The 22998-nt window shown below is 38.8% G+C and carries 22 protein-coding genes and 2 pseudogenes; 11 read left to right on the top strand and 13 right to left on the bottom strand.

Annotation, left to right across the window (positions count from 1 at the left end; genetic code table 11):
- Positions 1-127: 127 nt before the first annotated feature.
- A protein-coding gene (locus tag G4Y78_RS09525) for an ISNCY family transposase (RefSeq protein WP_408022081.1) occupies positions 128-1590 on the bottom strand; the annotation gives its coding sequence in 2 pieces (ribosomal slippage) (positions 128-1132 and positions 1135-1590; 1461 coding nt in all).
- 224 nt (positions 1591-1814) lie between these two features.
- On the opposite strand from G4Y78_RS09525, the pseudogene G4Y78_RS09520 reads away from it, so the two are divergent.
- Positions 1815-2531 (top strand): annotated as a pseudogene (locus G4Y78_RS09520) (IS1595 family transposase); the annotation flags it as partial.
- Positions 2532-2540: 9 nt separating this feature from the next.
- Here the strand turns inward: G4Y78_RS09520 and G4Y78_RS31355 are convergent.
- Both G4Y78_RS31355 and G4Y78_RS31350 read right to left on the bottom strand, forming a co-directional pair.
- The gene (locus G4Y78_RS31355; RefSeq protein WP_163836355.1) at positions 2541-3053 is read right to left on the bottom strand and encodes an IS630 family transposase; all 513 of its coding nucleotides are present in this window, start codon (positions 3051-3053) and stop codon (positions 2541-2543) included.
- A gap of 38 nt (positions 3054-3091) precedes the next feature.
- Entirely contained in the window at positions 3092-3598 is a 507-nt protein-coding gene (locus G4Y78_RS31350) for an IS630 family transposase (protein WP_163831121.1), read from the bottom strand.
- Between the two features lie 72 nt (positions 3599-3670).
- On the opposite strand from G4Y78_RS31350, the pseudogene G4Y78_RS09505 reads away from it, so the two are divergent.
- Positions 3671-3898: pseudogene (locus G4Y78_RS09505) on the top strand (transposase); the annotation flags it as partial.
- A gap of 91 nt (positions 3899-3989) precedes the next feature.
- Here the strand turns inward: G4Y78_RS09505 and G4Y78_RS09500 are convergent.
- Together G4Y78_RS09500 and G4Y78_RS09495 are read right to left on the bottom strand one after the other, a co-directional pair.
- A complete protein-coding gene (locus G4Y78_RS09500) occupies positions 3990-4298 on the bottom strand; it encodes a DUF2288 domain-containing protein (RefSeq protein WP_163832795.1) in 309 nt (102 codons plus the stop codon).
- The gene (locus G4Y78_RS09495; protein ID WP_163832794.1) at positions 4298-5137 is read right to left on the bottom strand and encodes an isopenicillin N synthase family dioxygenase; all 840 of its coding nucleotides are present in this window, start codon (positions 5135-5137) and stop codon (positions 4298-4300) included. Before G4Y78_RS09495 ends, G4Y78_RS09500 begins: the two co-directional genes overlap by 1 nt.
- A gap of 131 nt (positions 5138-5268) precedes the next feature.
- Between G4Y78_RS09495 and G4Y78_RS09490 the strand changes: the two genes are divergently transcribed.
- The 6 genes from G4Y78_RS09490 to G4Y78_RS09460 all read left to right on the top strand — a co-directional run bounded on the left by G4Y78_RS09490 (position 5269) and on the right by G4Y78_RS09460 (position 12341).
- The gene (locus G4Y78_RS09490) at positions 5269-6459 is read left to right on the top strand and encodes a M48 family metallopeptidase (protein WP_163832793.1); all 1191 of its coding nucleotides are present in this window, start codon (positions 5269-5271) and stop codon (positions 6457-6459) included.
- Positions 6449-7111 carry a TIGR00266 family protein gene (locus G4Y78_RS09485; protein WP_163832792.1) on the top strand — a complete coding sequence of 221 codons (663 nt, stop codon included), beginning with the start codon at positions 6449-6451 and terminating at the stop codon, positions 7109-7111. Before G4Y78_RS09490 ends, G4Y78_RS09485 begins: the two co-directional genes overlap by 11 nt.
- Before the next feature lie 9 nt (positions 7112-7120).
- On the top strand, positions 7121-7798 hold the full coding sequence (locus tag G4Y78_RS09480; protein WP_163832791.1) for a TIGR00266 family protein: 678 nt from the start codon (positions 7121-7123) through the stop codon (positions 7796-7798).
- Between the two features lie 68 nt (positions 7799-7866).
- A complete protein-coding gene (locus G4Y78_RS09475) occupies positions 7867-8901 on the top strand; it encodes a TIGR00266 family protein (protein ID WP_163832790.1) in 1035 nt (344 codons plus the stop codon).
- A gap of 410 nt (positions 8902-9311) precedes the next feature.
- Entirely contained in the window at positions 9312-11078 is a 1767-nt protein-coding gene (locus tag G4Y78_RS09470; RefSeq protein WP_163832789.1) for a trypsin-like peptidase domain-containing protein, read from the top strand.
- Positions 11079-11630: 552 nt separating this feature from the next.
- On the top strand, positions 11631-12341 hold the full coding sequence (locus G4Y78_RS09460; RefSeq protein WP_163832788.1) for a substrate-binding periplasmic protein: 711 nt from the start codon (positions 11631-11633) through the stop codon (positions 12339-12341).
- 312 nt (positions 12342-12653) lie between these two features.
- On the opposite strand, the gene G4Y78_RS09455 is transcribed toward G4Y78_RS09460, so the two are convergent.
- Positions 12654-13367: a L,D-transpeptidase family protein gene (locus G4Y78_RS09455; RefSeq protein ID WP_163832787.1), complete on the bottom strand. Its 714-nt coding sequence runs from the start codon at positions 13365-13367 to the stop codon at positions 12654-12656.
- Positions 13368-13749: 382 nt separating this feature from the next.
- Positions 13750-14604 (bottom strand): alpha/beta fold hydrolase, encoded by an 855-nt coding sequence (locus G4Y78_RS09450; RefSeq protein ID WP_163832786.1) that lies wholly within the window; start codon positions 14602-14604, stop codon positions 13750-13752.
- A 743-nt stretch (positions 14605-15347) separates the two neighbouring features.
- Between G4Y78_RS09450 and G4Y78_RS09445 the strand changes: the two genes are divergently transcribed.
- Entirely contained in the window at positions 15348-15791 is a 444-nt protein-coding gene (locus G4Y78_RS09445; RefSeq protein ID WP_163832785.1) for a GNAT family N-acetyltransferase, read from the top strand.
- Positions 15792-15895: 104 nt separating this feature from the next.
- On the opposite strand, the gene G4Y78_RS09440 is transcribed toward G4Y78_RS09445, so the two are convergent.
- Together G4Y78_RS09440 and G4Y78_RS09435 are read right to left on the bottom strand one after the other, a co-directional pair.
- Positions 15896-16297 carry a MoaF-related domain-containing protein gene (locus tag G4Y78_RS09440; protein ID WP_163832784.1) on the bottom strand — a complete coding sequence of 134 codons (402 nt, stop codon included), beginning with the start codon at positions 16295-16297 and terminating at the stop codon, positions 15896-15898.
- 48 nt (positions 16298-16345) lie between these two features.
- Positions 16346-16642 (bottom strand): DUF1330 domain-containing protein, encoded by a 297-nt coding sequence (locus tag G4Y78_RS09435; protein WP_163832783.1) that lies wholly within the window; start codon positions 16640-16642, stop codon positions 16346-16348.
- Between the two features lie 171 nt (positions 16643-16813).
- Between G4Y78_RS09435 and G4Y78_RS09430 the strand changes: the two genes are divergently transcribed.
- Positions 16814-17716 (top strand): LysR family transcriptional regulator, encoded by a 903-nt coding sequence (locus G4Y78_RS09430; protein ID WP_163832782.1) that lies wholly within the window; start codon positions 16814-16816, stop codon positions 17714-17716.
- A gap of 222 nt (positions 17717-17938) precedes the next feature.
- A complete protein-coding gene (locus G4Y78_RS09425; protein WP_163832781.1) occupies positions 17939-18577 on the top strand; it encodes a hypothetical protein in 639 nt (212 codons plus the stop codon).
- Positions 18578-18772: 195 nt separating this feature from the next.
- Here the strand turns inward: G4Y78_RS09425 and G4Y78_RS09420 are convergent, their stop codons facing one another.
- From G4Y78_RS09420 to G4Y78_RS09405, 4 genes are all read right to left on the bottom strand, one after another.
- The gene (locus G4Y78_RS09420) at positions 18773-19951 is read right to left on the bottom strand and encodes a glycoside hydrolase family 5 protein (RefSeq protein ID WP_163832780.1); all 1179 of its coding nucleotides are present in this window, start codon (positions 19949-19951) and stop codon (positions 18773-18775) included.
- A 92-nt stretch (positions 19952-20043) separates the two neighbouring features.
- The gene (locus G4Y78_RS09415; protein WP_222937673.1) at positions 20044-20856 is read right to left on the bottom strand and encodes a DUF2861 family protein; all 813 of its coding nucleotides are present in this window, start codon (positions 20854-20856) and stop codon (positions 20044-20046) included.
- A 44-nt stretch (positions 20857-20900) separates the two neighbouring features.
- Positions 20901-21542 carry a response regulator transcription factor gene (locus G4Y78_RS09410; protein ID WP_163832778.1) on the bottom strand — a complete coding sequence of 214 codons (642 nt, stop codon included), beginning with the start codon at positions 21540-21542 and terminating at the stop codon, positions 20901-20903.
- Positions 21539-22957 (bottom strand): ATP-binding protein, encoded by a 1419-nt coding sequence (locus G4Y78_RS09405; RefSeq protein WP_222937672.1) that lies wholly within the window; start codon positions 22955-22957, stop codon positions 21539-21541. The genes G4Y78_RS09410 and G4Y78_RS09405 overlap by 4 nt, the downstream gene beginning before the upstream one ends.
- Between the last annotated feature and the right edge of the window lie 41 nt (positions 22958-22998).

Below are 22998 nucleotides of genomic sequence, written 5' to 3'. Positions count from 1 at the left end.
CTTTCCAGTAAAAATAGGGTTTTTTATCCACAAGAAAGGGTGGAGTTGCTTAATTTTAAGCAGGCTGCCCCCTCTAGAGTGACTTTATGACTAGATGATAATGCTTTGTTTATTGGCAAAATATTTATTACGCGGCTTTTCGACGTGAACTTTTTGCTTGGCGATAGCGTTTTTCTTTTTCTTGTTGGTAAAGAATAACCCCTAACTTTTGGATATTCCGTCCCAACACGGCCAGTGACACATAGCGCTTAAACCCACGAATGCTATGGTCAGGGCATCGATCAAGTCCATGGACTTCTAGGGCATTAATGGCAGACTCTACAGCTGAATGTTGTTTTCTTGCTTTTTTAAACTGGTCTTCATTTTCATCTGCTTTTTCTTTAACTGTTAAACGCCCTTTTTTAGGTAGCACAACCTGATCTAATTCTTTCTCCAATTTCAATTGGTTTTTCGATGAATAAAAGCCTTTATCAAAGCTACACTGACGGAGTAAAGGAAATTTAGCCTTTGTGGCTTTCACCATGTCTACTGCTACGTCGACATCTTGCTCATTTTCCATCACGCGATGGTACAGAATAAAACCTGCTTGGCTCTCTAGTACACAGACTTTGATGCCTAATTCAACAGGCACGCCAGCCTTACCTTTACTTATCCACTCTGTATGTGGTTGAAAAATTGAATACACTTTTTCATCTTGGGGGATGACTTCTCCTTCAATCACCCGTCGCCAGCATTGAGAGGCTTGGCGTTGCCCATGGCTCAGGTAATGATGAATGTTTCGTAACTCCCAGACCGGCGCAGACAATGCTGATAATTTGGCTAAGGTGTATTGGGCCTTTTGCATAAGCCCTTTGGCGTGGGTGACATAGTGCCGATAGGCAGCCTGCTTGGCTGCCGCTGATTTTTTACCTTTCGCTTGATTGCTTTTCTGCGCTTGTCTGAAACATCTTTTAAGTGCCTTTAAATTATACCGATATTGTCGCCAATCACTCAGCCCGTAGCATTCACATAGCCGACTGATCAGCAATATCACTTTTCGTAAAGCATCCCATAATAAATGAATATCGGTAGGGTAATGGACCGTCGTTTTAACTACAAATGAGTCACAGCGGCCCCGCAAGCTTTCTTCAGTGTTTTTTTTAACAGGGCATGACCTGACTCAACCACGAGGGTATTAATTTTATCTAGCATCTCCGGGGTTAGCAGCGGGACATTATCTTTGAGTGTTTGGATATGGTAGGGCGTTAAATCTTCCCAATGCTCTCCATGACCCAACATGGCCCTGATGGTTCGATGTTGATTCACCAGTTCATGCAAACGGTCAAAATCACAATTTAAATTCAGCCGGAGTATCCCCATCACCAGTATTTTCCACCAATCCATCCCAGGGCGCCCTAGCATTGGGTTGGCCCGGCTGGCCATCTCCTCTTCAATAATGCTAAACACCTGGTTTCGAAGCTCATCAGTACAATACAGGTGTTGCAAGCCTCTCAGCGCTTGGGGAATATCATCTCGGGATTTAGGGTCAAAATGAATCGTTGAGATGTCTGTTTGACCAAACTGAAGTTGAGGGTTGTGTACGTGCCGCATACTGTTGTATCCACCGAAGTTTTGCCTATTTTAACTGAAAAATGGCTGATTTTAAGCATTCTCCAAACATAAGGCTGTAAACTTCAGGTGGTGTTTACGTATGGTAAGCCTTGTCAATGAAGGGATTAAGGAGTTTTCGGTCAGGCACTAATTATCACTATACCTAAGCCATTAACTGCTGTATATTTGAACAGCATGGAAACTTAATTGAGAAGGTATAAATAATGGCTATCAACAAAGTTCAATTTCAAAAAGGCCTGAGTTTAAACGAGTTTCTCAAACAATATGGTACAGAAGAACAATGCTTTAATACCTTATACAAATTGCGATGGCCAGAAGGTTTTCAGTGCCCCAATTGTGGATACGACAAATGCTGTCAACTCACTACTAGAAAGCTTCAGCAGTGCTATAAATGTCACCAGCAAACATCTGTAACTGCAGGTACTATCTTTGAATCAACCAAATTACCATTAAAGACTTGGTTCCAAGGGATGTATTTGATCTCCCAAGACAAAAAAGGTATATCAGCCATAGAATTACATCGCCATTTAGGTATTTCCTATCAAGCTGCCTGGAGAATGAAACATAAGCTCATGAAAGTGATGCAAGAAAGAGAAGGCACCAAGCAATTGTCGGGTTTTATTGAAATTGATGATGCCTATCTTGGTGGCGAGCGTACAGGTTGCAAAAGAGGTAGGGGAGCAGATGGGAAAATACCTTTTGTAGCAGCCGTAGAAACAACAAAACAAGGTCAACCGACACGAATTAAACTGAGCATTTTAAAAGGGTTTAATAAAGAAGAAATAACGGCTTGGAGTAGGCAGAATTTGGCCAAGGGCAGTACCGTAATCTCCGATGGACTGGCCTGTTTTAATGGTGTCATAGAAGCAGGTTGTCTTCATGATAAAATTGTATGCGGTGGTGGTCGTGCATCATACCAATCCTGTTTATTAGCTTGTTAAAACAGCCCAACATCTGGAGCACAAGCTTTTAATGTTATTTTTCTTATTCACAAATACATTCCATGCCTCACAACAAGACTCAACAATATCATTGAAATTTTTAAAACAACGGTTTGCCAGTGAATCCTCTCTCAGTTTTTCCCATATCCGCTCTACCGGGTTAAGCTCTGGGGAAACGGGTGGTAAATTTAATAGCGTGATATTCGCAGGTATTTCTAGGCGATGAGTCGTATGCCATGCCGCTTGATCAACGATAACCAGTCCGTGTCTTCCCTTAGAAATGGCTTTTGAAATTTCTGTTAAGTGCAACCTCATTGCTTCTGTGTTAGCAATAGGTAATACAAGAGCCACTCCTCTATCTTTAGCAGGACAAACAGCGCCAAAGAGATAAGCTGACTCAAACTGTTGTTGCTTTACCACTCGTGGACGCGTACCTTTCTCTGCCCAAATACGCGTACAGGTATTTTGCTGACCCACTCTGGCTTCATCTTGAAACCAAATATCAACTTTATCTGGAGAAACGCATGAGGGAAGTACTTTTAAGGCCTCTTTTTCAAAGTTTTTTTAAATGCTTGCTGTTTATCTGGGCTATGATTAGGATGTTTAGATCTTGATGTAATCCAAGAAAGTCCTGCTTTATGCAATACTTCATAAATACTACTTAAGCTGTAGTCTATATTAAATTGTTCCAGCAGCAACTGTTGTATGTCTTTACCCTGAACTCTACCGCCTTGACGATGGTTTTGTAAGGTAATAACGGCTGCTTTAAATTCATTATATTGTGAAGGACAAAGAAATGGTTTTTTTCCTCTACCGGGTTGTTCATAAAGTCCTTCAAGGCCATCTCGTCTAAAACGGTTGAGCCAGTCCTGAATGGTATTGTTTGATTTCCTTAATGCTCGTGCTATTTCAGTTTGAGACCAACCTGCTTGTAAATGAGCCATCGCTAATAAGCGAAGCCGTGTTCTTGGATGTGGCTCTCTGTTCAGTAAGGCATCAAAGTCGTAGTCATACAATTCATCTGGAATAGAAGCAATCCTTGCCATTATTAAATTCCTAGTCAAATTAAGTGAAATACTGTGACCAGGTATTTTACAGATTATTTACCACGATTGGTATCAGTAGAGGAACCTGAATTTTATTGGGTTAACACCATCCTTGGAAACTTAAAAAGTGCTTTACGTAGTACTTATCATGCTATTCGGGCTAAATATGCACAACGTTATCTTGCTGAATTTCAGTATCGATTTAATCGAAGATTTAGCTTAGTAGAATTTATTCCTAGGCTAGCATTTGTAGCACTGAGAACACCTCCACTACCAGGTAAGCTACTAAATATAGCTTAGGTATGATGATAATTAGGAAAGCTTTTAGAGCTTAGTTCCATCTCCTCAAGGGGAGATGGAACTAAAAATATAATAACTGCAACAGATAATTTTAATTTATTTTTTCCTGCACCAACACCCAAGGCCTCACCACCACAGCCCACACACTACTGTCACTTTCATACCATTTCATAGCTTGTTGGTCGGTTACTTTATTTATTTTTCCTTCTGCCAACCAGAATTCAATCTGGCTTTTATTATCTTGTGAAACCTGTGCAGCAACTTCAATTAAATCCAACTCTTCAGTAACCGCTATTACCTGCCCTGCCGCAAAAAAAGGTTGTAAATCTTTCCATGCGATTGTTGAGGTTTCAAGATTTAATTTGGCTTTTAGTAATTCCTGCTCATCAGGCCCAGTCATTATAACACTCCTAGTTCTTTCAACCGTTCTTGCAAATAGCTACCTGCCGTATAATGTTCTGACAATACAACATCTGGATTTGGGTGCAAAAACAGAGGTAAAGAAATACGCGATTTATCGCGTCGTCCCCCAGTAGGATTAATTACTCGATGGGTGGTTGAAGGGAAATATCCTTGTGAGGTTTCCTGCAGCATATCGCCAGTATTAATAATTAATGTACCAAAATCACAAGGCACGTTAAGCCATTCACTATTGCTGCCCTTCACTTGTAAACCAGGCTCATTAGCTGCCGGTAAAATTGTCAATAAATTAATATCTTCATGGGCAGCAGCACGAATGGCTCCCGGCTCTTCTTCACCAGTTAATGGTGGATAATGCAATACTCTCAGTAAAGTACCAACGCTGTTTTCGATCATTTTTGATAGCGGCATTGAGTAATGTTGGGCAATATCTGCTGGGGTATATTCCTCTACCCAACCTAATAGTTCCGTTGCTAGTTGATTGGCCATTTGATAGTAAGTTATGGCCTCTGCTTTTAACTGTGCAGGAATTTGCCCCCAGGGATAGATATGGTAATACTCTTTAATATCTTTAACTTGATGGCCTTTAGCTACCTCTGAAACATTCTGAGGAAAATAGCCATCCTGTGTCTCCACATTGTAATGATACTGATGCTTCTCATCACTGGAAAAAAACTCATACCAATTTTGATAAATTGACTCAACCAACGACTGGGAAATGGGATGATTTTTTAATACTCCAAACCCGGTAGTTCGCAAAGACTCGACAAATCGTTGGGCACAATCAGGGGCTAAATAATCAACAGTTCGTACTTGCATTATTATGGCTCAATTACTACAAAATCTTGACAGTTTAGCCAGGTATTGACTAATTCGCAACCAGCGTAGCTAGTTTATTAAGATCAACTCAGTGCTAAAATCTCACCATATAACATAAAAGCAGAATTAGTATGGTTAATACACAGTCACGCTATACCGCACATGCCTTTTATCAAGCATTACCTAATGGCCGTTGTTCAGGTACTTTAACAGTTGGCAAAGGACAGATTCTGTTTGAAGGAGGAGGCCAGAAAATAATCATCCCTATTGAAGGCAGCGAATTTAAATTGGGCGGTGCTAGCAATCGCTTAGTGTTTATTTCCCACCCAGATCAACCAGAATTTACATGTTATACCAATGACCAAGGGATTATGAAAAACCCATTACTCAACTGCCACCCAGCTATTGTCTCCCAATTTGCCAGCGTAAAACGCAAACGGACAAAAAACAATCTCATTTTTGTCACAATTGCTCTGCTAATACTTGCGAGCCCCCTTTCAGTCTATTTTGCAATGTCCCCTATCGCAGCCTTGCTGGCTCGACAAGTACCAGTCAGTTGGGAGCAAACCCTGGGTGAACAAGCTGTCAAACAATATCAACTCAATAGTAGTTTTATGCCTAACAAGCAAGCCCAACCTTTATTAAGGCCGTTGATCAAACCACTGATCAGTGCCACTCCTGATAACCCTTATCAATTTCAATTTTATGTTGCTAAAGATGAAGAAATCAATGCTTTTGCATTACCTGGTGGCTATATTGTTATCCACTCAGGACTTATTTTAAAAGCAGACAGTCCTGAAGAATTACTAGGAGTCGTTGCTCACGAAATCGCCCATGTTACTGAACAGCATGGACTGCGTAATATTATTAGTGCTGCGGGTACATTTATTATCGTCGATGCATTATTAGGTGATATGTCTGGCCTATTAGCTGTCATTGCTGATGCAGCACCATTATTAATAAACCAAAGTTACTCCCGCCAGTTTGAAGCAGACGCAGACCAACAAGGAGTCGTATTATTAGAGGCAGCTAATATCAACCCACAAGGGTTGCATCAGTTTTTTAAAAAAATTCAAGAGGAAGAAGCCAAGCGCTTAGCCCAAATTAGTAATGAAGATAGCCAAGAGATTGTCCAACAATCACTTGCATTATTAAGTAGCCACCCAGCCACATCAGATCGAATAAGTCAGCTAAAATTATTAGCACAACAAACGAACTCTTCTACCTTTCGCAATTTAAATAGAGAGTTCAAGCAATTGCAACAAGCCGTACAACAGTTTGTCACCAATAGCTCAGCGGAAACTACGGCAGATGAATACTGAAATTAAAGGTGGACGCGCATTTTCTTATTTAGATGTGCAACTGGATTCAGGTGAAACCATCACAGCTGAGTCTGATGCGATGGCAACCATGTCGGCTGATTTAGACCTGACCTCGCGGTTTAATGGTGGCTTTTTTCCCGCGTTGGCTCGTCATTTTCTAGGTGGTGAAACCCTATTTATTAATGAATTTGCCAATAACAGCCAAGGCATTCGACACATGACTCTTGTACAGCCCACACCAGGGGAAATTAAAGAAATTGAGCTAACTGGACAGAGCTTATACTTACAGCCTGGTGCATTTTTAGCTTGTACTACAGGCATCAAAATAGGCGTTAAATGGGCCGGCATCGTTTCTTGGATAGCCAAAGAAGGTCTATTCAAAGTCGTGGTAAAAGGTAATGGTAAAGTTTGGTATGGCGCTTTTGGCGCTTTGTTAGAAAGACAAATTGATGGTGAATATATTGTCGATACCAGCCACTTGGTTGCCTATGAGCCATCCATAAAGCTGAAGCTACAACTTGCTGGCGGCATTTTTTCCAGCCTGTTTGGTGGTGAAGGCTTAGTGACCCGGGTTGTTGGCAAAGGCAAAATTATCATTCAAACCCGTAGTCTGGCAGGATTAGCCGGTTGGATTAACCCTAAACTACCCTAGGGTCTGTGAATGGATATACAACTGTTACACCGTCCAGGCAATACTGCCGCTAAAGTCACCTTAAACCCTGCCGAAATCTGCACGGCAGAATCAGGTGCCATGATTGCCATGAGCAACAATATTGGAATTACCACTACCACCCATAAAAAGGGCAAAGGTAGTATTATGAAAGCAGTAAAACGGATGGTAGCTGGTGAATCCTTATTTATTAACCACTTTGAGGCACAAAAAACACCAGGTGAAGTATGGTTTGGTACTGCACTGGCTGGCGATATGGAGGTCATGCAGCTTGATCATGAAACCCTTATTGTGCAAGGCAGTTCATTTTTGGCGTGTGAACATAATATTGAAATCGACTTAGGCTGGCAGGGATTCAAGTCAATCTTTTCTGGTGAGCGAGTATTTTGGGTACATCTACAAGGCACAGGAAAAGTGATTGTCAGTTCCTTTGGCGCTATTTATCCAATTGAAGTAAATGGGGAATATATTGTTGATACTGGCCATATTGTTGCCTTTAATGAAACCTTGAATTTTAGTATTACCAAAGCAGGCAATAGCTGGTTACATTCATTTTTAGGCGGCGAAGGTTTGGTTTGTAAATTTTATGGCAAAGGCACAGTTTGGTGTCAGTCCCATAACCCAAGTAGTTTTGGCTCGTTACTAGGTAGAGACCTAAAACCCCGCTAATATACCAATAGTTGGTTCAATTGATAGGGTTGTTACAAAAGGATACCAGCCATAAGAGAGCATATAAAATGCCTGATAGTAATAATAATTCATACACAATCATTCTTACTGGAAAACTGGCAGGCTTTACTGACTTACAACAAGCAACCTCTGAATTTTCTCAATTGTTTAAAACTACACCGGAAGTTGCCAAACAAACCTTGCAAAAAGCCCCTGTTGTCCTGAAAAAAAACATCAACAAACCCACTGCACTTAAAATTCGTAATGCCCTTGATAAAATGGGGATTGGCTGTCGTCTTTTAACTGCTCAAGAAGCAGCTACCGAGACAGCAGCCGTTCCCCTCCAGCAAAAGATTCAAACTGAAAAGCCTGCCCCATCATCACCTACTCATCCTACAACATCAACAGATACATTTGAGCCACTGGCAGATCATCCTGGCTTGCACTTTAAAATAGAAGGCAAGCCCGATTACAGTTTTGTCACTGTGCAATTACCTGCAAATCAAACGTTAAAAGTGGAAGCTTCAGCCATGGCAACCATGGATACCCATATTGAAATGAAAACTAAATTAAAAGGAGGACTAGGACGGTTTGTTACCGGTGAGTCAATTTTTATAAATGAGTTTACTGCTGCACATGGCTCTGGAGAAATTGGCATTGCCCCAGGTGCTCCTGGTGATATGATGCATGTCTATTTAAATGACGAAACCCTATATTTACAAAACTCAGCATTTGTTGCCTCTGCCATGACCGTAATTATTGAAACAAAATGGCAGGGGTTTACCAAAGGCTTTTTTTCTGGTGAAAGTTTATTTTTAATCCGAGCCTCAGGCAAAGGTGATTTATGGTTTAACAGTTATGGCGCTATTATAGAAATAGATGTACAAGGTAACTATGTTGTAGATACCGGTAATATAGTAGCATTTACCGAAAATTTAGATTACAAAATTAGTAAAGTCGGTGGTTATAAGTCATTGTTCTTTTCTGGAGAAGGATTTGTCTGCCGTTTTTCAGGTCAAGGCAAAGTGTGGATTCAAACCCGTGGGGTTGATGCATTTGCTTGGTGGGTCCATGCTTATAGACCCAGCAGAAGTAGCGGGTAATATATAATAATTATTACACTTTGGCTTTATACCATTGTTTTGATAATATAAAATACGATATCTGCCAGATAGAATATTTTTCACAGTCTATTTGAATTCCCATTAATTTTCTATAAATACTATACCCTTCTTAAATATTTTCTAGCGATTTATATTTTATTAGCCGACAGTTATATTTAATCAATCTTTAATAAAAGCATACTCAACAATTATTAGCCAGATATCAATTTTAAAAAGACAACCCTAAAAATAACATTTCACATTTAATTAAAAAGCTATAAGCAGCTTAATAGAAGACAAACCGGTTCTCGATTTATCACACTATAAATTCGTTATAGTGCGCCAACATCATTAATCATTTTCATAACACAGTCCTTAGAATATCGAACTATATCATCAAGGCACTTACCATGATCACACCCAAGTTACATCCATTAGCCTGTTTAGTTACTACGCTTGTTACCATTTCACCTTTTGGCTGCCTTTCAGCTCAATCACAACATGAACAATCATTAATAAATCAACTAACAAGCAACTCTCCGATAGCTACTAATACATTAGAAAAAACCAGTTTATTATCCTCATTATTAGCGACTAACGAAAATTCAGTTCAAACTGAAGCAGAGATAGCACAACCCCAAATAATTAAAATTGCTGATAAAGTCGTTACAGCCACCAGTTTAGTGCCTGGCCAAACACTTAAGCAAGATCAGTCTCACACTATTCAGGAACCTGGTGCCAGCTTTATTAAAGTGCATTTCAGCGCCTTTAGCTTACCGAAAAATAGCCAAGTCATTGTCAGTAATCCTGATGGTAGTGAAGTGTATCGTTATGGCAATACAAAACGCGATAATTTTACTTTTGACCCTGATAATGGTGAAGACGGCAAACAGGCTTGGGCTAGTATGTCAATTAATGGAGATACAGCCATTGTTAAAATCGAAACGGATTCCAAATATCCCTGGGTAGAAGGTAAACATCAATTAAAAATCAGCCACTACTGGAAAGGCTACTCAGAAGAGGTGGTTGAAGCGTTAATCCAAACCCGTTCAACCTGCGGTAAAATGCAACGCAAAGATGCAGTTTGTTATAAGGACTCTCACCCTACCGAATATGCACATGCCAAACCTGTCGCCCGCCTGGTCATGGGTGGTGGTTTATGTACAGCCTGGCGGGTCAGTGCAGACAACCGGATGTTTACTAATAACCATTGCATGAGCACACAATCAAAAGTATCCAGCTCAGAAGTCTGGTTTAATTATCAACGCAGTGAATGTGGTAATGGACAAAAAACCAAAGTAGTCAAAGTCTCTGGCGACAAAATGCTTAAAACCAGCCGTAGCAGTAGCTTGGATTATACCTTATTTACCGTAAAAGATTTCGCATCCATCAAATCCTTCAATTATCTAGGCTTGGCAGTAAGAGAGCCTAAACAAAATGAAGATATTTATATTGCTCAGCATGGTGCAGGTAATCCTAAAGAACTCAGTATTGAAGACGACCAAAACTCACGTAATCGATGTCAAGTTGATCGTCCAAACAGCAGCACTAATAATTTAGGGTACAAATGTGATACAACAGGTGGTAGCTCAGGGTCACCAGTACTCGTTAATGATGGCCATACAGTCATTGGTTTACACCACTGGGGAGGCTGTCCTAGTGGCACCAACTCAGCAGCTAAAATTAAAGATATCTGGCCAGAAGTCTCAGAATTTTTTAATAATAAAATTCCTGATGATGGTGTAGGTGGTAACCCAAATCCCGACCCTGATCCGAATCCAAACCCTAGTCCTGATCCTAAACCAGATGATAAGTTTAAACCACTCGCTAATAAACTTAATGCTTGCCTAGGTGTAAATAGCAGCGCCAAAGTCAATGCAAGCAGCTGCCAAAACAGCAAGTCCCAACAATGGGAGCTAGATACGAAAGGTCTCTTACACCCAGCCAGCGCACCCGAAAAATGTTTACAAATGCCCCAGTGGTGGGAAGGCAGTAACCGGGCCGTAATTGGTAGCTGTGATAGCAAGCAATTGCACCAGCGCTGGCAATTAAATGAAAACCGCATTGAAAACCTGGCTTACCCAATGATTTACTTAAAACATTTTAAAGCCTATGGTGACTGGATTGGCGTATGGACTAAAGACAATTCCGAAGGCGAACAATGGCAGTGGAAATAACTTATGCTACTAGTTTTTATTTGATATAAATAAAAGAACTTGAGAAAACGGCTGAATAAAAATTTAGTCGTTTTCTTCAAAAATAAAAAAATTAAAATATTCCCTTTCAATCCCCTCATAAAAAGTAGCATATAACCATTTACTTTATTGAATATTTATATTTTATGCCACTTTAGGTACGAGCGTGGAGTGGTTATATGAGTTCTCATCTATGCACTAAACAGCGCTAAATACTTAATGCTCTTATATACCTCATCACCATTCCTATTCAATGCTGAATTACCTTTTTTGGTAAATATTTATCTGTATCTAACACAATGACGCGATTGTCTTAAAATTGTAACTCCCTCGAATACAATTCACGAAACGTATCAACGAGCTTCGTTTGACAATGAAAAGGTCAGCTTCCATATTAAACATGGGGTTCATATTAAAGATCACAATATCTATAACTTAGGTATGTGGTTGATCTCGGTCAGCTCTGAGAGTAATTCATATATGTTACAGGTTAGTTCTGTACAGTGTAGACATCCAATACTCCTGATACTCTTATTGTCAGCAACAATATCAGCAAAGGACATAACTGTTGTTCGGGGAAATGGCTCTTACCCACCAAACGAGATGGTAGTTGATAATGTTCTTACAGGCTTTCATATAGATTTGGTTGAAATAATAGCAAAAAGACTGGGGTATAATTGCAAATTCAGATCTTTACCTTGGAAGAGAGCTCTTGAAATGGTAAAACAAGGTACCGCAGAAGCAATTACTTATAGCGTGAAAAATAAAGTGCGTGAAAAGTACTTATATTTCTTAAAAGGTAATATATTAAGCACAGTCGAAAATAGGTTTTTTATACTAAAAAAACAACTTAACAGCATAGTTTACTCAGGAGAGTACAGAAGTTTAGTTCCTTATCGTATCGGTGTGCTCATTGCCTATTCTTACGAATCTGAATTTAATAAAGCTGACTACCTAAAAAAAATATATGTAAAAAAAGCAGAAAGTCAGTTAATTAAAATGTTAGTAAATAACCGATTTGACATTGCAGTCGGTGATTTTACACGAATAAAATACCTTGCAACCCAAAGTGGTGATATTAATAAAATCGCTTTCCTGGAGCCACCCATCTCTAAAAATGACGTTTATATCGCTTTCTCTAAATTAGCAGCTAGCGCTAGGCTAGCGAAACAGTTTAGTGATGAAATGCTTATTTTTAAAAAAACTCATACATATAAAGAGCTACGTAATAAGTATGGATTGTAAAATCTTCTATATTATTCAGTGGTAAAAGTGCAAACAATTCCTTAAATTTTCTGAGCCCAAACAAGAGGCACTGTACAAGCCAAGTTATTTGAGAGTTCTATAGCAAATAATTTTTAAATTTTAAGATCACCATCTAAAACCCAACCAAAACCTTATTTAAAATTTAATAAATACTATCCATACATTCCAACACTTCATATCAACCCTTATTTATTAATGATTTATTTTTCACTTTAAATTGTTTAACCTAAATATAGCTTACTCATTCATCGGATAAATTGAAACGTAGCTAATGTCCGCTTCAGTTTCTTATTATATACGTGTAATGTCTAAAAACGCAGATTGAATGGTTTTATATAGATCACCCACCCATGCAGCAGAATGTTGTGGTGGAATAAGTTCCTGAGTTCGTGGATCAACAGGTGAAATAATAACGCTAATATTATTCTTGCCGGTTGCATGCGCTAAAACAAATAGCTCCTCTATAGCTTCATCACCCATAGCCAAACAGCCAATTGATACCGCTTTGCCATGGATAAATATATTTGTGCCTGGAGTTGTTCTACCCTCTATCTTAGCCCAATTCAAATCATACTCGTTCGGATAGTTTAACTTTAGGGAAAGATGATATGAGCTGTTTGGATTCAAGCCTTCAATCTTGTAGACCCCTTCTGGAACCTGCCTATCCCCTTCATTAAGTTTTGGACCAAGTTTTCCACTTGCTGCTTGAACTTGATATGTATGGATTTTCTTCCACGCTCCACCATCGCTAGCCCAAACTTCTAATGCTTTTGATTGTTTTATAGCAAGTAAAGCCACTTCAGAAGGGGGATAGGATACACCAGCTGTTTCAAAGTAAGTCTCCAGCTTTTTCCTTGCATTCGGGCCATACTCATCAATGGCGCTTTGTACTGTACGCTTCCCAGTGATTTCATTGTATATCGGATACCATATCGAGCGCCCAAACACGTAAAACAATATGATGAAAACACCTACAGTGAGTAGTCCTAATATTCTAAACTTCATTTATTACTCCAATTAGGGTTACAGTGGTACATAAACTCATTAGGAACTTTGGTTGATTATAACGAAATTTACAGCCGCATTTCACTTAAGTTTGGCTGGTCAAGCTGCCTTACACCTAATGGTCAATGGAACTTACGCTCACTAAATACAATTTGAATTTTAAAGCCAGCATATGACTGGTCAAATTTGATAGATATAGAAACATTATGTTATTTGTTGAAACAACTATGTCAATTTAGACTGAGTACACACTAGGCTACGTGAAGATTTATGTAGCAGGTAACTGGGGAGAAAGTGAAACACTACAGTTTGATGACCTAATGCTAAAGCAAGTTAATGAAGAGTAATTTTCTCTTTAATAAATTGCAGATAGAATAACACTCTACCTGCCTCCACCTCTCTCGTTATTCAAAAATCCAAGAAGTACCTTATTGAAAATATCCGGCTGATCTATTAAAGGCAAATGCCCAGCTTCTTGAATACAATAAAGCTTCGCATTAGGCATAACCATAGCCGCTGCTTCAGCATGTTCTACAGAAAATAGCTGATCATTTTCTCCCCAAATTATCAATGTATCACTCTTTACCTGCCGAAGGGATTTCTCAGGCATTGGTGAAACGGCAGCACCTCTACCTTGCATAAAGGCATTTTTACCACCCTCTTGTCGTAGTACCTCAATGGAGTAATTACTATGATTTGGATCCCTTTTTGCGGGGTTGAATAGTAAATAACGAGAGAAGAATCGATTTGCTAGTCTAGATGGAGCACTATTCATCCAAAGCATACCAATAAAGGGCAAAAATGAGGGCTTTGCACCAAGTGCACCAGAATCAACCAAAACTAGCTTATCAACAAGCTCTGGGTAGTCCAGTGAAAACTGAAGTGCAATAGCTCCCCCTTGAGATAGACCCACTATATGCGCTTTGGGTATTGCTAAAGCAACCAAAAAATCTTTTAGCCATGCCGAAAAATATGGCCGATCATATGCCCCATTAGGTTTTTCAGACTCTCCATAGCCGACTATGTCAGGAGCAATAACGTGGAGTTTTTCTGAGATAGCGCTAATTGAAGGATACCAAGTAACTGCCCCAGCACCAGCTCCATGCAGTAATATTACTGGCATGCCCTTCCCTGCGGATAAGTAAAACGTCTTTACCGAACCAGCAGATATCTGACCTTGACGTATTGTTGTTGCAATTTTACCAATGAGTGCTTCTCGGTAGTTAACTTTGCTCATTTTTGTAGTCGTAATTTTTGAATAGCTGCTTCAAGACCAAATAGTCGAAGAAGTGGCCTTTAATCACCTTCCATTATCATTTTTACACCTGCTAAATTTACTAAATCGGTAAAGCAATAGGCAATCATTTTCCGATTGGAGCACAGCACATAGCAGTCAAATATTACATTTTATTACAACTAAAAAATATACAACTAAAGTTGCATGCTTGATTCCCTATCCTTCTGCCTTATCCACCACTTCAGTAAAGCTAGATTACTACTGTAAAATGACGATAGAGACGTGCTTTTGAACGGCTGCTTCAATATCCAGTGTAAACTCAAAGTCAATAGCAGCTTTTCGTGTAACGGTGAATCCAAGTTTCCTGTGAAATGCTACAGATAACCTATTTCTTCTCAATACATTACAGACCAATAAGAAGGACTAGATCAATATATTCCTTCATACTTACTGCTCATTGTTGATTGTTACTATTACAATGACGCAATATAACATTGATTTCGCTAAACCCCATCAGAACGAGTCTAATAAATACTAATTAGCAGGAAAGCCTATCCACTAATGTTCATTTCTTAGGCAAGTTATGACACTTTGAAAACAACATAACGGTGCCTTTATCATAGCCATAACTTATAATATGGATGTTTGCTTAAAATAAACGGAAATTGTCTATTTACCCAGGCTTGATTCAATACTAAAATTAATTATTATATTAGTAGTTTATTATTGAAGATATGATAAATATGATTGATATAAAAATTGAGCCGGCAACTCCAGAACATGCTGAGAAGTTATCAGAAATATATCTTGCTTCACTAAAAGAAAGTCTTGAGAGAGTAGGAGCTTTCAACCCTATAAAGTTAAAATCCCAATTTATAGATAATTATAGTCAGTTTAACTTTGAAAAAATAGTTACTGGCAATAAAACTATTGGGTTCTTTTCTATAAAAGAAATGGAGGATCATCTATGGCTTGTTCACTTATACATAGATATTCCACATCAAGGAAAAGGAATTGGGACTATAATACTTGATCGAGTCAAACGGTTATCTAAAGAAAAGAACCTTCCTATTAGGTTAACAGCTATCAAAAACAGTAAGTCTAACTCTTTTTACCAAAAACATGGTTTTATTAAAATCAATGATGATGATTCTAATATAGACTATAAATATGAGCCATCATGTTAGTTAATTTACTCTATTTCAAGCTGTTTATTAGCAGAGCCTCTATTCGTAACAATCGAGGCTCTACTCTAGTTCAAACATTTACAGTGTTGAAAGTTTGAACAAATTTACTCACTAGTTTTTAATGAAATTACTCCTACATTAACAAACAAGTTTTTCTCGCCTGTATCCGCATGAGTTGTTAATTCCCCTGTTTTAAGGTTCATTAAATTATAAAACTGATATCCGCTTTCTTCTTTCCAAGAGAGATAAATAATATTTTTAGCGATTCGACTCGCTACATAAGGGTTGCTTCCTGTACTAGGGCCTTCAAAACTCCCTTTAACCAATGCCCAGTGTAAAGTCTCTTTTGAAGTTATGGTGATTTCATAAGCATATGAGCCGTAATCATAAAGATACGTTTTGCCTACAATATTGGGAACTACGTTTTTCGCTTTACTATTACCAGCTATAAGATTCACTGAAAATAGACATAAAATTGCTACCAACAATGCTCGCATAATATACATAATAGTTTTCCGTTATTTTATTTACTCATCTTAACTGTGAATTTGAATTCACTTTTCTACTCCGTTCATAAAAACAGCACTGAACTCACCTGCAGACTCTCTTAGTTCCTTTAGAGGAGCATATTCTTCAGAGTTATACCATTCATTGGCTGCATCAATACTTGGAAACTTTATTATAACTGGTAGCATCGGAGACCAATCTCCCTCTTTAACCTCAGTGCTTCCACTCATAACAACATATTCCCCACCAAATGACTCAGTGATAGGTTTAACTTTTTCTGCATATTCTTGCATCTTATCGGAATTGGTAATATTTAGATTTTGAAATAAGCAATAGGCTGACATTTCTATCTCCTGGGATTTACTTTCAATTCAATGAGCATGCTGCTCATCCATAAAATGACCTTACAGACAGGGTTAGTCCCCCTACATCTTTTAATCACTATATTATTTTTCATTAAGAGAAAAAATATATAATATAATGCATTCTGCTTTCTCAAAATTAGAAAGGTGTTTATGAATCGATTTGCTGAGATGACAACGTTTGTTGAAGTTGTAGAAGCTGGATCATTGAGTGCTGCTGCCGATCAGCTGGGAATAGCCGTTTCAGCAGTCAGTCGCCGTATTCGGGAGCTAGAAACACGGTTAGGGGTTCGACTAGCGAATCGGTCAACCCGAGGTCTCTCAACCACACCGCTGGGACAAGCTTACTATGAGCGCTGCGTTCAGATACTGGCTGAACTCGAAAATACCGAAGCCCTGATCACAAAAAATGTAAATACATTACACGGAAGATCACGCTTTTCTATTCCTCAAGAACTTGGCAAACAATTCATGACGCCCATCCTCTTTAAATTTTCGCAAAAGCATCCTGATGCTGTTTTGGATATCGATTTAAGTGATAGAACTGTTGATCTGATTGCTGAAGGTTTTGATTTTGCAATCCGGATTGGGCAACAGCAAGACTCTAATTTGAACTCAATTAAAATAGGTAAAATAAGCTACTCTATTGCAGCAAGTCCGTCTTTCTGGGAGCAGCATGGACGACCCCACTCACCTGAAACCATGGCTGGACTGCCTTTATTAGCGTATAGACCAGCTATGTCCCAAGGGAAATTATTTTATGAGAGTCAAAACGCTCAAAGCCATTATGTCCAATTAAAACCTCGATTTTTGTCCAACAATGGAATGTGCTTAATCCAGGCTGCAGTTGCAGGCCTTGGCATCTGTTTGGAACCCGAATTTATGTTAACAACAGCTGTCAATGCAGGGCAGCTTGAACCTGTTCTAACAGACTACTCTTGGTTTAAGCGTGAAATATACGCGGTTTATCCTAAAGGAAGGCCTTTACCTATTTTGGCACAACGACTTCTGGACCAAATTGTCTTAGAGCTAGGACAATCAACAGCTTTCCAATAGTTTTCCATTACTAACAAAGAGTCCTTTTCAGGTACTTAACACAAGAGTCATGACCAACACTCCAGTTAACTTAATCATTAAAATAGGTTAGCTGAAGATACGTATTATCCCTTATGGTTCCCTGAGCTGTTAAACTGTTATGTTGCAATCACGTAACATACTAACAAATAATTTTGTTTATTTACCAAACAACCGTAAATTGCAGGGTAACATAGGTAATTCATGACTAGAGGAAAACATGATGTTATTCAGCTTTATAAAAAATACTATTTGGATAGAGAAAATGAACAAATTAATTTATTCAAGCTGTTAAAGCAAGAGCTCTCAATACTTAACGCTATATACCCAGGAAGCTATGTACACATATCACCTGCATTTATCTATCCTCAGGTAGTGTTCATTGATTCTGATAAAAACGCCATAAAATTTTTTAAAGAAGAAGATAGGGTTATTGATATCATTAGTAGCAGAAAGGAGTATGATGCTACACCAAGTATTTCATTTTATGGAAGAGATTATAATAATCCAATAGAAGAATTGCTTGGTGGTTTTGATCTTTTAATTTCACAATATGCAGGATTTATTTCTAGCCCCTGTAAGCAATATTTAAAGGTCGGTGGATACCTACTGGCAAATGATAGCCATGGTGATGCTGGGTTAGCATCAATTGATAATGACTACAAACTGGTAGCAGCTATTAACGAGTCAAACGAAGAGTATAAACTGTCTTTCAAAGATTTAGCTAAATACTTTATTCCCAAAAAAGACATTACTGTTACTAATGAGCATTTATATAAAACAGGTAAAGGCATTAGCTACACTAATACAGCTCCTTTATATATTTTTCAGCGCCTTTCGTAAAGAGCACAGCTGAATCATACTTTGCGCTTCTCCTTTCTTCTCCAAGGTGAGCAGATTAAGAACCAAGGTATTTAAAAGTCAATGATTTTAGATACAAGCTTTAAAAATTGTTAGTCTTAGTTACCTAAAATGAAGAGAGGAATAATATTATCACTCTCTTCAATTGTAATATTTAATAGTCTCCTCAACTATAACTTATAGTCTCTTATGTATAACTTCAAACAAAGGTGTTAATTTTCGTTTAATTGGATCAGGCTCGCCTTTTTCCATGGCCTCCCAATACTTCCAATGCACCTTTTCAGTCCCAAGTTCATAATCCATTGCATCCCAGTTGTCTTCTCTAAAACTGTAGAACGCCCAATGAAATTTCTTTTGATCCAACACCGTTAAAACATCATTCAAATAGTTTTTACAACCTGAAAGCTTACGAATACAGCCAAACTCACCTGCCACCACTCTGTTGGCAGGAATTTTATGCAATTTTGCCCACCTGCTAGGCAGCTCAAGATATTCTGCTACCCGCTTGGCTCCCCAGTATTCCAAACCATTCCCAAAAGGTACTTGACCAGGATAACTGTAAGGCTTTTTACGCTTCAAGTTAGGGCCGCTGGTAGCCGCATAAGGCTCGTACATATGAAAGCTATAGAGAATACGCTTATCGGCTAAAGGCGCAGGCCAATAACTGAATGCATCAGCTGCCGCATACCAGCCAGCATCGACCATAATCGGTGTCTCTGGATCTACCTGACGGATAGCATGAATCACTTTATCATAAAAAGCACGCAAATCTCTTGAGGTACCCTGTTGTTGCTTATACCAAGCTTGCATTGTTGGCAGGTCAGCATGTTCAGCCAACCCTCCCATTTTTTCTGGAGTTGGTTCATTAATAATATTGTAAGCGACAACGGCTCGATTATCTTTCAGTCGTTTAGCTAGGTCCTGCCAAAACTGCGCAGCCACATCCCAATGCTCTTTATTCTGCCAAAGCCGATCATCAAATTTTCCTCCATTATTTTGAGACCAACGCATAAAAGGAAGTGATAAGGGAGTAATAACAACCTTGACACCTACTTGATGAGCTCGCTCAAGGGTATCAGCAAGTGTTTTAAAATCCTTCGGGGAAATACCACGATAGTTGTCAGCATCTCCCATAAGAAAATCACGCTTTTCTGCTTGCCACTTATCATAGGCGAGTCTCACCCAACTAGCACCATACCCTCTTAATGCTGTGAAATAAGCTTGACTAGGCGGTAGACGATTAAAACTATTCCCACCATGTTGTGGGGTATCCCAAAATTTAATAGGATCCTCTGCAAAGCTATTACATGACACTGAGAGTAGAAAACAAATCACTACTATTCGAATACTATACATTTATTGCTCCTTCACATAAAAAGCAGGTTTTATGTATATTATTTAAGCCAGTAGTTGAGCTTGGTTTGTCATATGAAAGTAAAAAAGAAAAGTTAAAATCTTGTAATCTCAATGGGTAAACCTACTCCTTGAGCCCACTCGATAAGTATATCTCCTTGATAAAAACTTTTATTTACAACGAGACTGGCTCGGTGAGCATTAGGTGTATCATATTGCCATGTTAAAGGCTGGTTAGTTAAAAAAACTTTTTGCCACAACAGATCGAAGCGCTGGTCTAGCACCTGTTGCTTGACTTTTGATGGCGGACAAGCAGTCATTTGAGAGGGAATAGTATACTCAATTTGTGGCCTAATCGATGCCTGAGTACGCATCATTACCCAGTCCTGATTAGGTATAGGCGGCAAAATCAGGGCAACATGCCAACGATTCTCTCCTCGGCTTAATTCCAAATCGTAAACACCTGCAGCATAAGGTCGGGGAAAGTAGCCACTTTCTACTTCAGCATAACCATTTGCTTCTGATTGCTTAGCGATTTTATTATTAATTAATCGCTTTCCATTGCTATCAGTGAGTTTGACTGTAAAAGGGGTATCAACTCCTTCAAAACTCAATTTCACATGGTATTCAACTTGTTGAAGATTATAATGTTTAATGAGAACAACTCTGATAAAGTTCGCAAAAATATTATCTGTCTTTACTGGAAGCACTTGCCCACACTTGGTTTCCTGTATTATAACATCAAATATTAGTGGCCACTGTTTCTTCAGTTCACTAGTTAATGGTTTTTTCAGTATACCCGACAATTGCTGCCATGCCTTAATAGGCTTTTTATCAAGCAACTCTATATAAACCTTTTTTAGTGGTGTTTCTGGAAGCCAATTATTTGCACTAACATGGTCTACCATGAATAAACAAAAAATACCTGTAAACAAGCAAAAATTATTTATTTTCATACTCTTAGTCGATACCCTATCCCTCTTACCGTTTCAATAACTAAGCTAGGGAACTTCTGTCGTAGGTGCAATATATGGTTATCGATTGTCCGGGTTGTAGGAAACGACTGATATCCCCATACTTGGTTAAGCAACTCTTCTCGGCTGTAAACTCTATTTGGCTTCTGTATTAGCACTGAGAGTAACTTAAACTCTTTCGTTGTCAGTGTTACATCAATCCCTTGGTAAATCACCTGTTGTGTCGCCAAGTTTAGTTCCAAGTCATTGACATATAGTCTACTTTCCCCTAATGGTCGTAGCTGTGCTTGTACCCGAGCTAATAACTCAAGGTGCTCAAATGGTTTCAGCATATAATCACGAGCTCCCGCTTTTAACCCTTCAATACGGTCATTCACTTCTACCCTGGCAGTTAAGATAATTACAGGTAATGCTTTGCTTGCAAGCCATTGAGGCAATAGTTTTAAGCTGTCGCCTTCAGGTAGTTGACGGTCCAAAATAACTATATCGGCCTGTAACCAATATTGTTCAACCTCACTCGCTTTTGTTACCCATAAACACTGATACCCTGCCTGGGTAAATAGCTTAACTAAACCTTCCCCTAACAACAGATCATCTTCTACCAGTAATACAACACTCATAATGGATACTCAATTGTAAATCGGGTTGGGCATTTATTAATTTTAAGTTTTCCACCCAGCTGTTTAATAATACGTTTGACTAAACGCAACCCTATACCCATTCCGCTCAATTGGTGATTAGTTCTAATTAATTGAAATAAATAAGTAGAGGGGATATCACCTTCATCCTGAACGGTAATAACCAGACATTTGTTTACATTAGTGATTAAAAGACGGACAGGGGGTTTACCATACTCCAAACTATTCCTTATTAAATTTTCCAGACAAACACCTAGCCAATAAACAGGCAAATGACAAGCGTTATCTTTATCAAGGCAATACACCACATTATATTTACTGCATAAATAACTCAACCACTCCGATAATAGGGTTTGTTGACTATCGAGGAAAGACTTTTTACCCTCACTTAGATATCCCTGACTTCTATTAGTCAGCTGCTTTAAACGCTGATAATCAAATATTAACCGAGAAAAAGTATCTTGCAGTGAAGGTGGCAACTCATCAAACGCATCACGAAATTGTTCAACTGTCATTGCTAAACTCGCTATTGGAGTACGCAGTTCATGAGTCAGCAGTTGCAAAATAAAGCGGCGCTCCTTTGCTTCCAAGTATCGATTCAGCAGTAATTTAACCAGCAAAAAAATACTGAGTAATATCAAACCACTTTCTAAAATAATTCTGATAAAATTAACCGAAGGATTTTCTTGTATACAAAAATTCCCTGGTGCTAATTGACATATATTAGTGTTGCTTTGAAGTACCAAATCAATAACATTATTTTTAGCTACCACTTGCCAAACTTTATTTTCATATTTTTTAATACCACTTTCATTATAAAGCCATAGAGAACCATCAAAGTGTAAATACCACTGGTGCAGGTTAAGCAGACTGTTTAAGCCTTCCTGGCCTAATGGGATCAGTTGTGTATGAAGAGGATGATCAGAATTGCTCAGTAACAACAACTGGCTTAACTTTGCTTTAACTTCTGCAGATGGCAGTGTTTGTCCAGACTCAACAACATACTTCAAATAGCGACCTGCGTAACTTCCCCCGGCAGGATGGATGAGCGCCCCCTGCTCAAACCAGTCTACAGGCAACACCTGTTGTCTGCATAAAGCTAATTCAAATACTTTAGCACGAACGGGTAGCTCAATGTTTTTGGGTTCAATACAGGTTTTATTGAGGTGATGCAATCCTGCTATTTGCTGCCAGCTATAGTGGGTTAGGTCAGGATAAAGCGCCGCCGGCAATAACAAAGCAACGGGATATTGGTTTAACTGCTGTCGAGTAATGGTAACTGTAGCGGGCTGTGTGATTAACGACTGTACAAACTGTTCCCAACTGTTGTTAAGTTTTACATTCAAATCACTTGAAAGACTCAGCTGAGGTTGACAACAACTAATAACTACAGACACCAAAAGGGAACTAAGCCTCATCGCGTATACTTACACCTAAC

The sequence above is a fragment of the Spartinivicinus ruber genome (assembly GCF_011009015.1).
Taxonomy (GTDB): Bacteria; Pseudomonadota; Gammaproteobacteria; order Pseudomonadales; family Zooshikellaceae; genus Spartinivicinus; species Spartinivicinus ruber.
Note: the sequence above shows the minus strand (reverse complement) of the source record. Positions and strands in the feature narration are given on the sequence as shown.

Excerpts from the sequence above, each read along its gene's own strand:
- G4Y78_RS09475 (WP_163832790.1), top strand. The coding sequence starts at position 7,867 with ATGCCTGATAGTAATAATAATTCATACACAATCATTCTTACTGGAAAA.
- G4Y78_RS09495 (WP_163832794.1), bottom strand. The coding sequence starts at position 5,137 with ATGCAAGTACGAACTGTTGATTATTTAGCCCCTGATTGTGCCCAACGA.
- G4Y78_RS09490 (WP_163832793.1), top strand. The coding sequence starts at position 5,269 with ATGGTTAATACACAGTCACGCTATACCGCACATGCCTTTTATCAAGCA.
- G4Y78_RS09500 (WP_163832795.1), bottom strand. The coding sequence starts at position 4,298 with ATGACTGGGCCTGATGAGCAGGAATTACTAAAAGCCAAATTAAATCTT.
- G4Y78_RS31350 (WP_163831121.1), bottom strand. The coding sequence starts at position 3,598 with ATGGCAAGGATTGCTTCTATTCCAGATGAATTGTATGACTACGACTTT.
- G4Y78_RS09450 (WP_163832786.1), bottom strand. The coding sequence starts at position 14,604 with ATGAGCAAAGTTAACTACCGAGAAGCACTCATTGGTAAAATTGCAACA.
- G4Y78_RS09435 (WP_163832783.1), bottom strand. The coding sequence starts at position 16,642 with ATGTCAGCCTATTGCTTATTTCAAAATCTAAATATTACCAATTCCGAT.
- G4Y78_RS09455 (WP_163832787.1), bottom strand. The coding sequence starts at position 13,367 with ATGAAGTTTAGAATATTAGGACTACTCACTGTAGGTGTTTTCATCATA.
- G4Y78_RS09470 (WP_163832789.1), top strand. The coding sequence starts at position 9,312 with ATGATCACACCCAAGTTACATCCATTAGCCTGTTTAGTTACTACGCTT.
- G4Y78_RS09420 (WP_163832780.1), bottom strand. The coding sequence starts at position 19,951 with ATGTATAGTATTCGAATAGTAGTGATTTGTTTTCTACTCTCAGTGTCA.
- G4Y78_RS09430 (WP_163832782.1), top strand. The coding sequence starts at position 16,814 with ATGAATCGATTTGCTGAGATGACAACGTTTGTTGAAGTTGTAGAAGCT.
- G4Y78_RS09485 (WP_163832792.1), top strand. The coding sequence starts at position 6,449 with ATGAATACTGAAATTAAAGGTGGACGCGCATTTTCTTATTTAGATGTG.
- G4Y78_RS09410 (WP_163832778.1), bottom strand. The coding sequence starts at position 21,542 with ATGAGTGTTGTATTACTGGTAGAAGATGATCTGTTGTTAGGGGAAGGT.
- G4Y78_RS09445 (WP_163832785.1), top strand. The coding sequence starts at position 15,348 with ATGATTGATATAAAAATTGAGCCGGCAACTCCAGAACATGCTGAGAAG.
- G4Y78_RS09480 (WP_163832791.1), top strand. The coding sequence starts at position 7,121 with ATGGATATACAACTGTTACACCGTCCAGGCAATACTGCCGCTAAAGTC.
- G4Y78_RS09425 (WP_163832781.1), top strand. The coding sequence starts at position 17,939 with ATGACTAGAGGAAAACATGATGTTATTCAGCTTTATAAAAAATACTAT.
- G4Y78_RS09440 (WP_163832784.1), bottom strand. The coding sequence starts at position 16,297 with ATGTATATTATGCGAGCATTGTTGGTAGCAATTTTATGTCTATTTTCA.
- G4Y78_RS09415 (WP_222937673.1), bottom strand. The coding sequence starts at position 20,856 with ATGGTAGACCATGTTAGTGCAAATAATTGGCTTCCAGAAACACCACTA.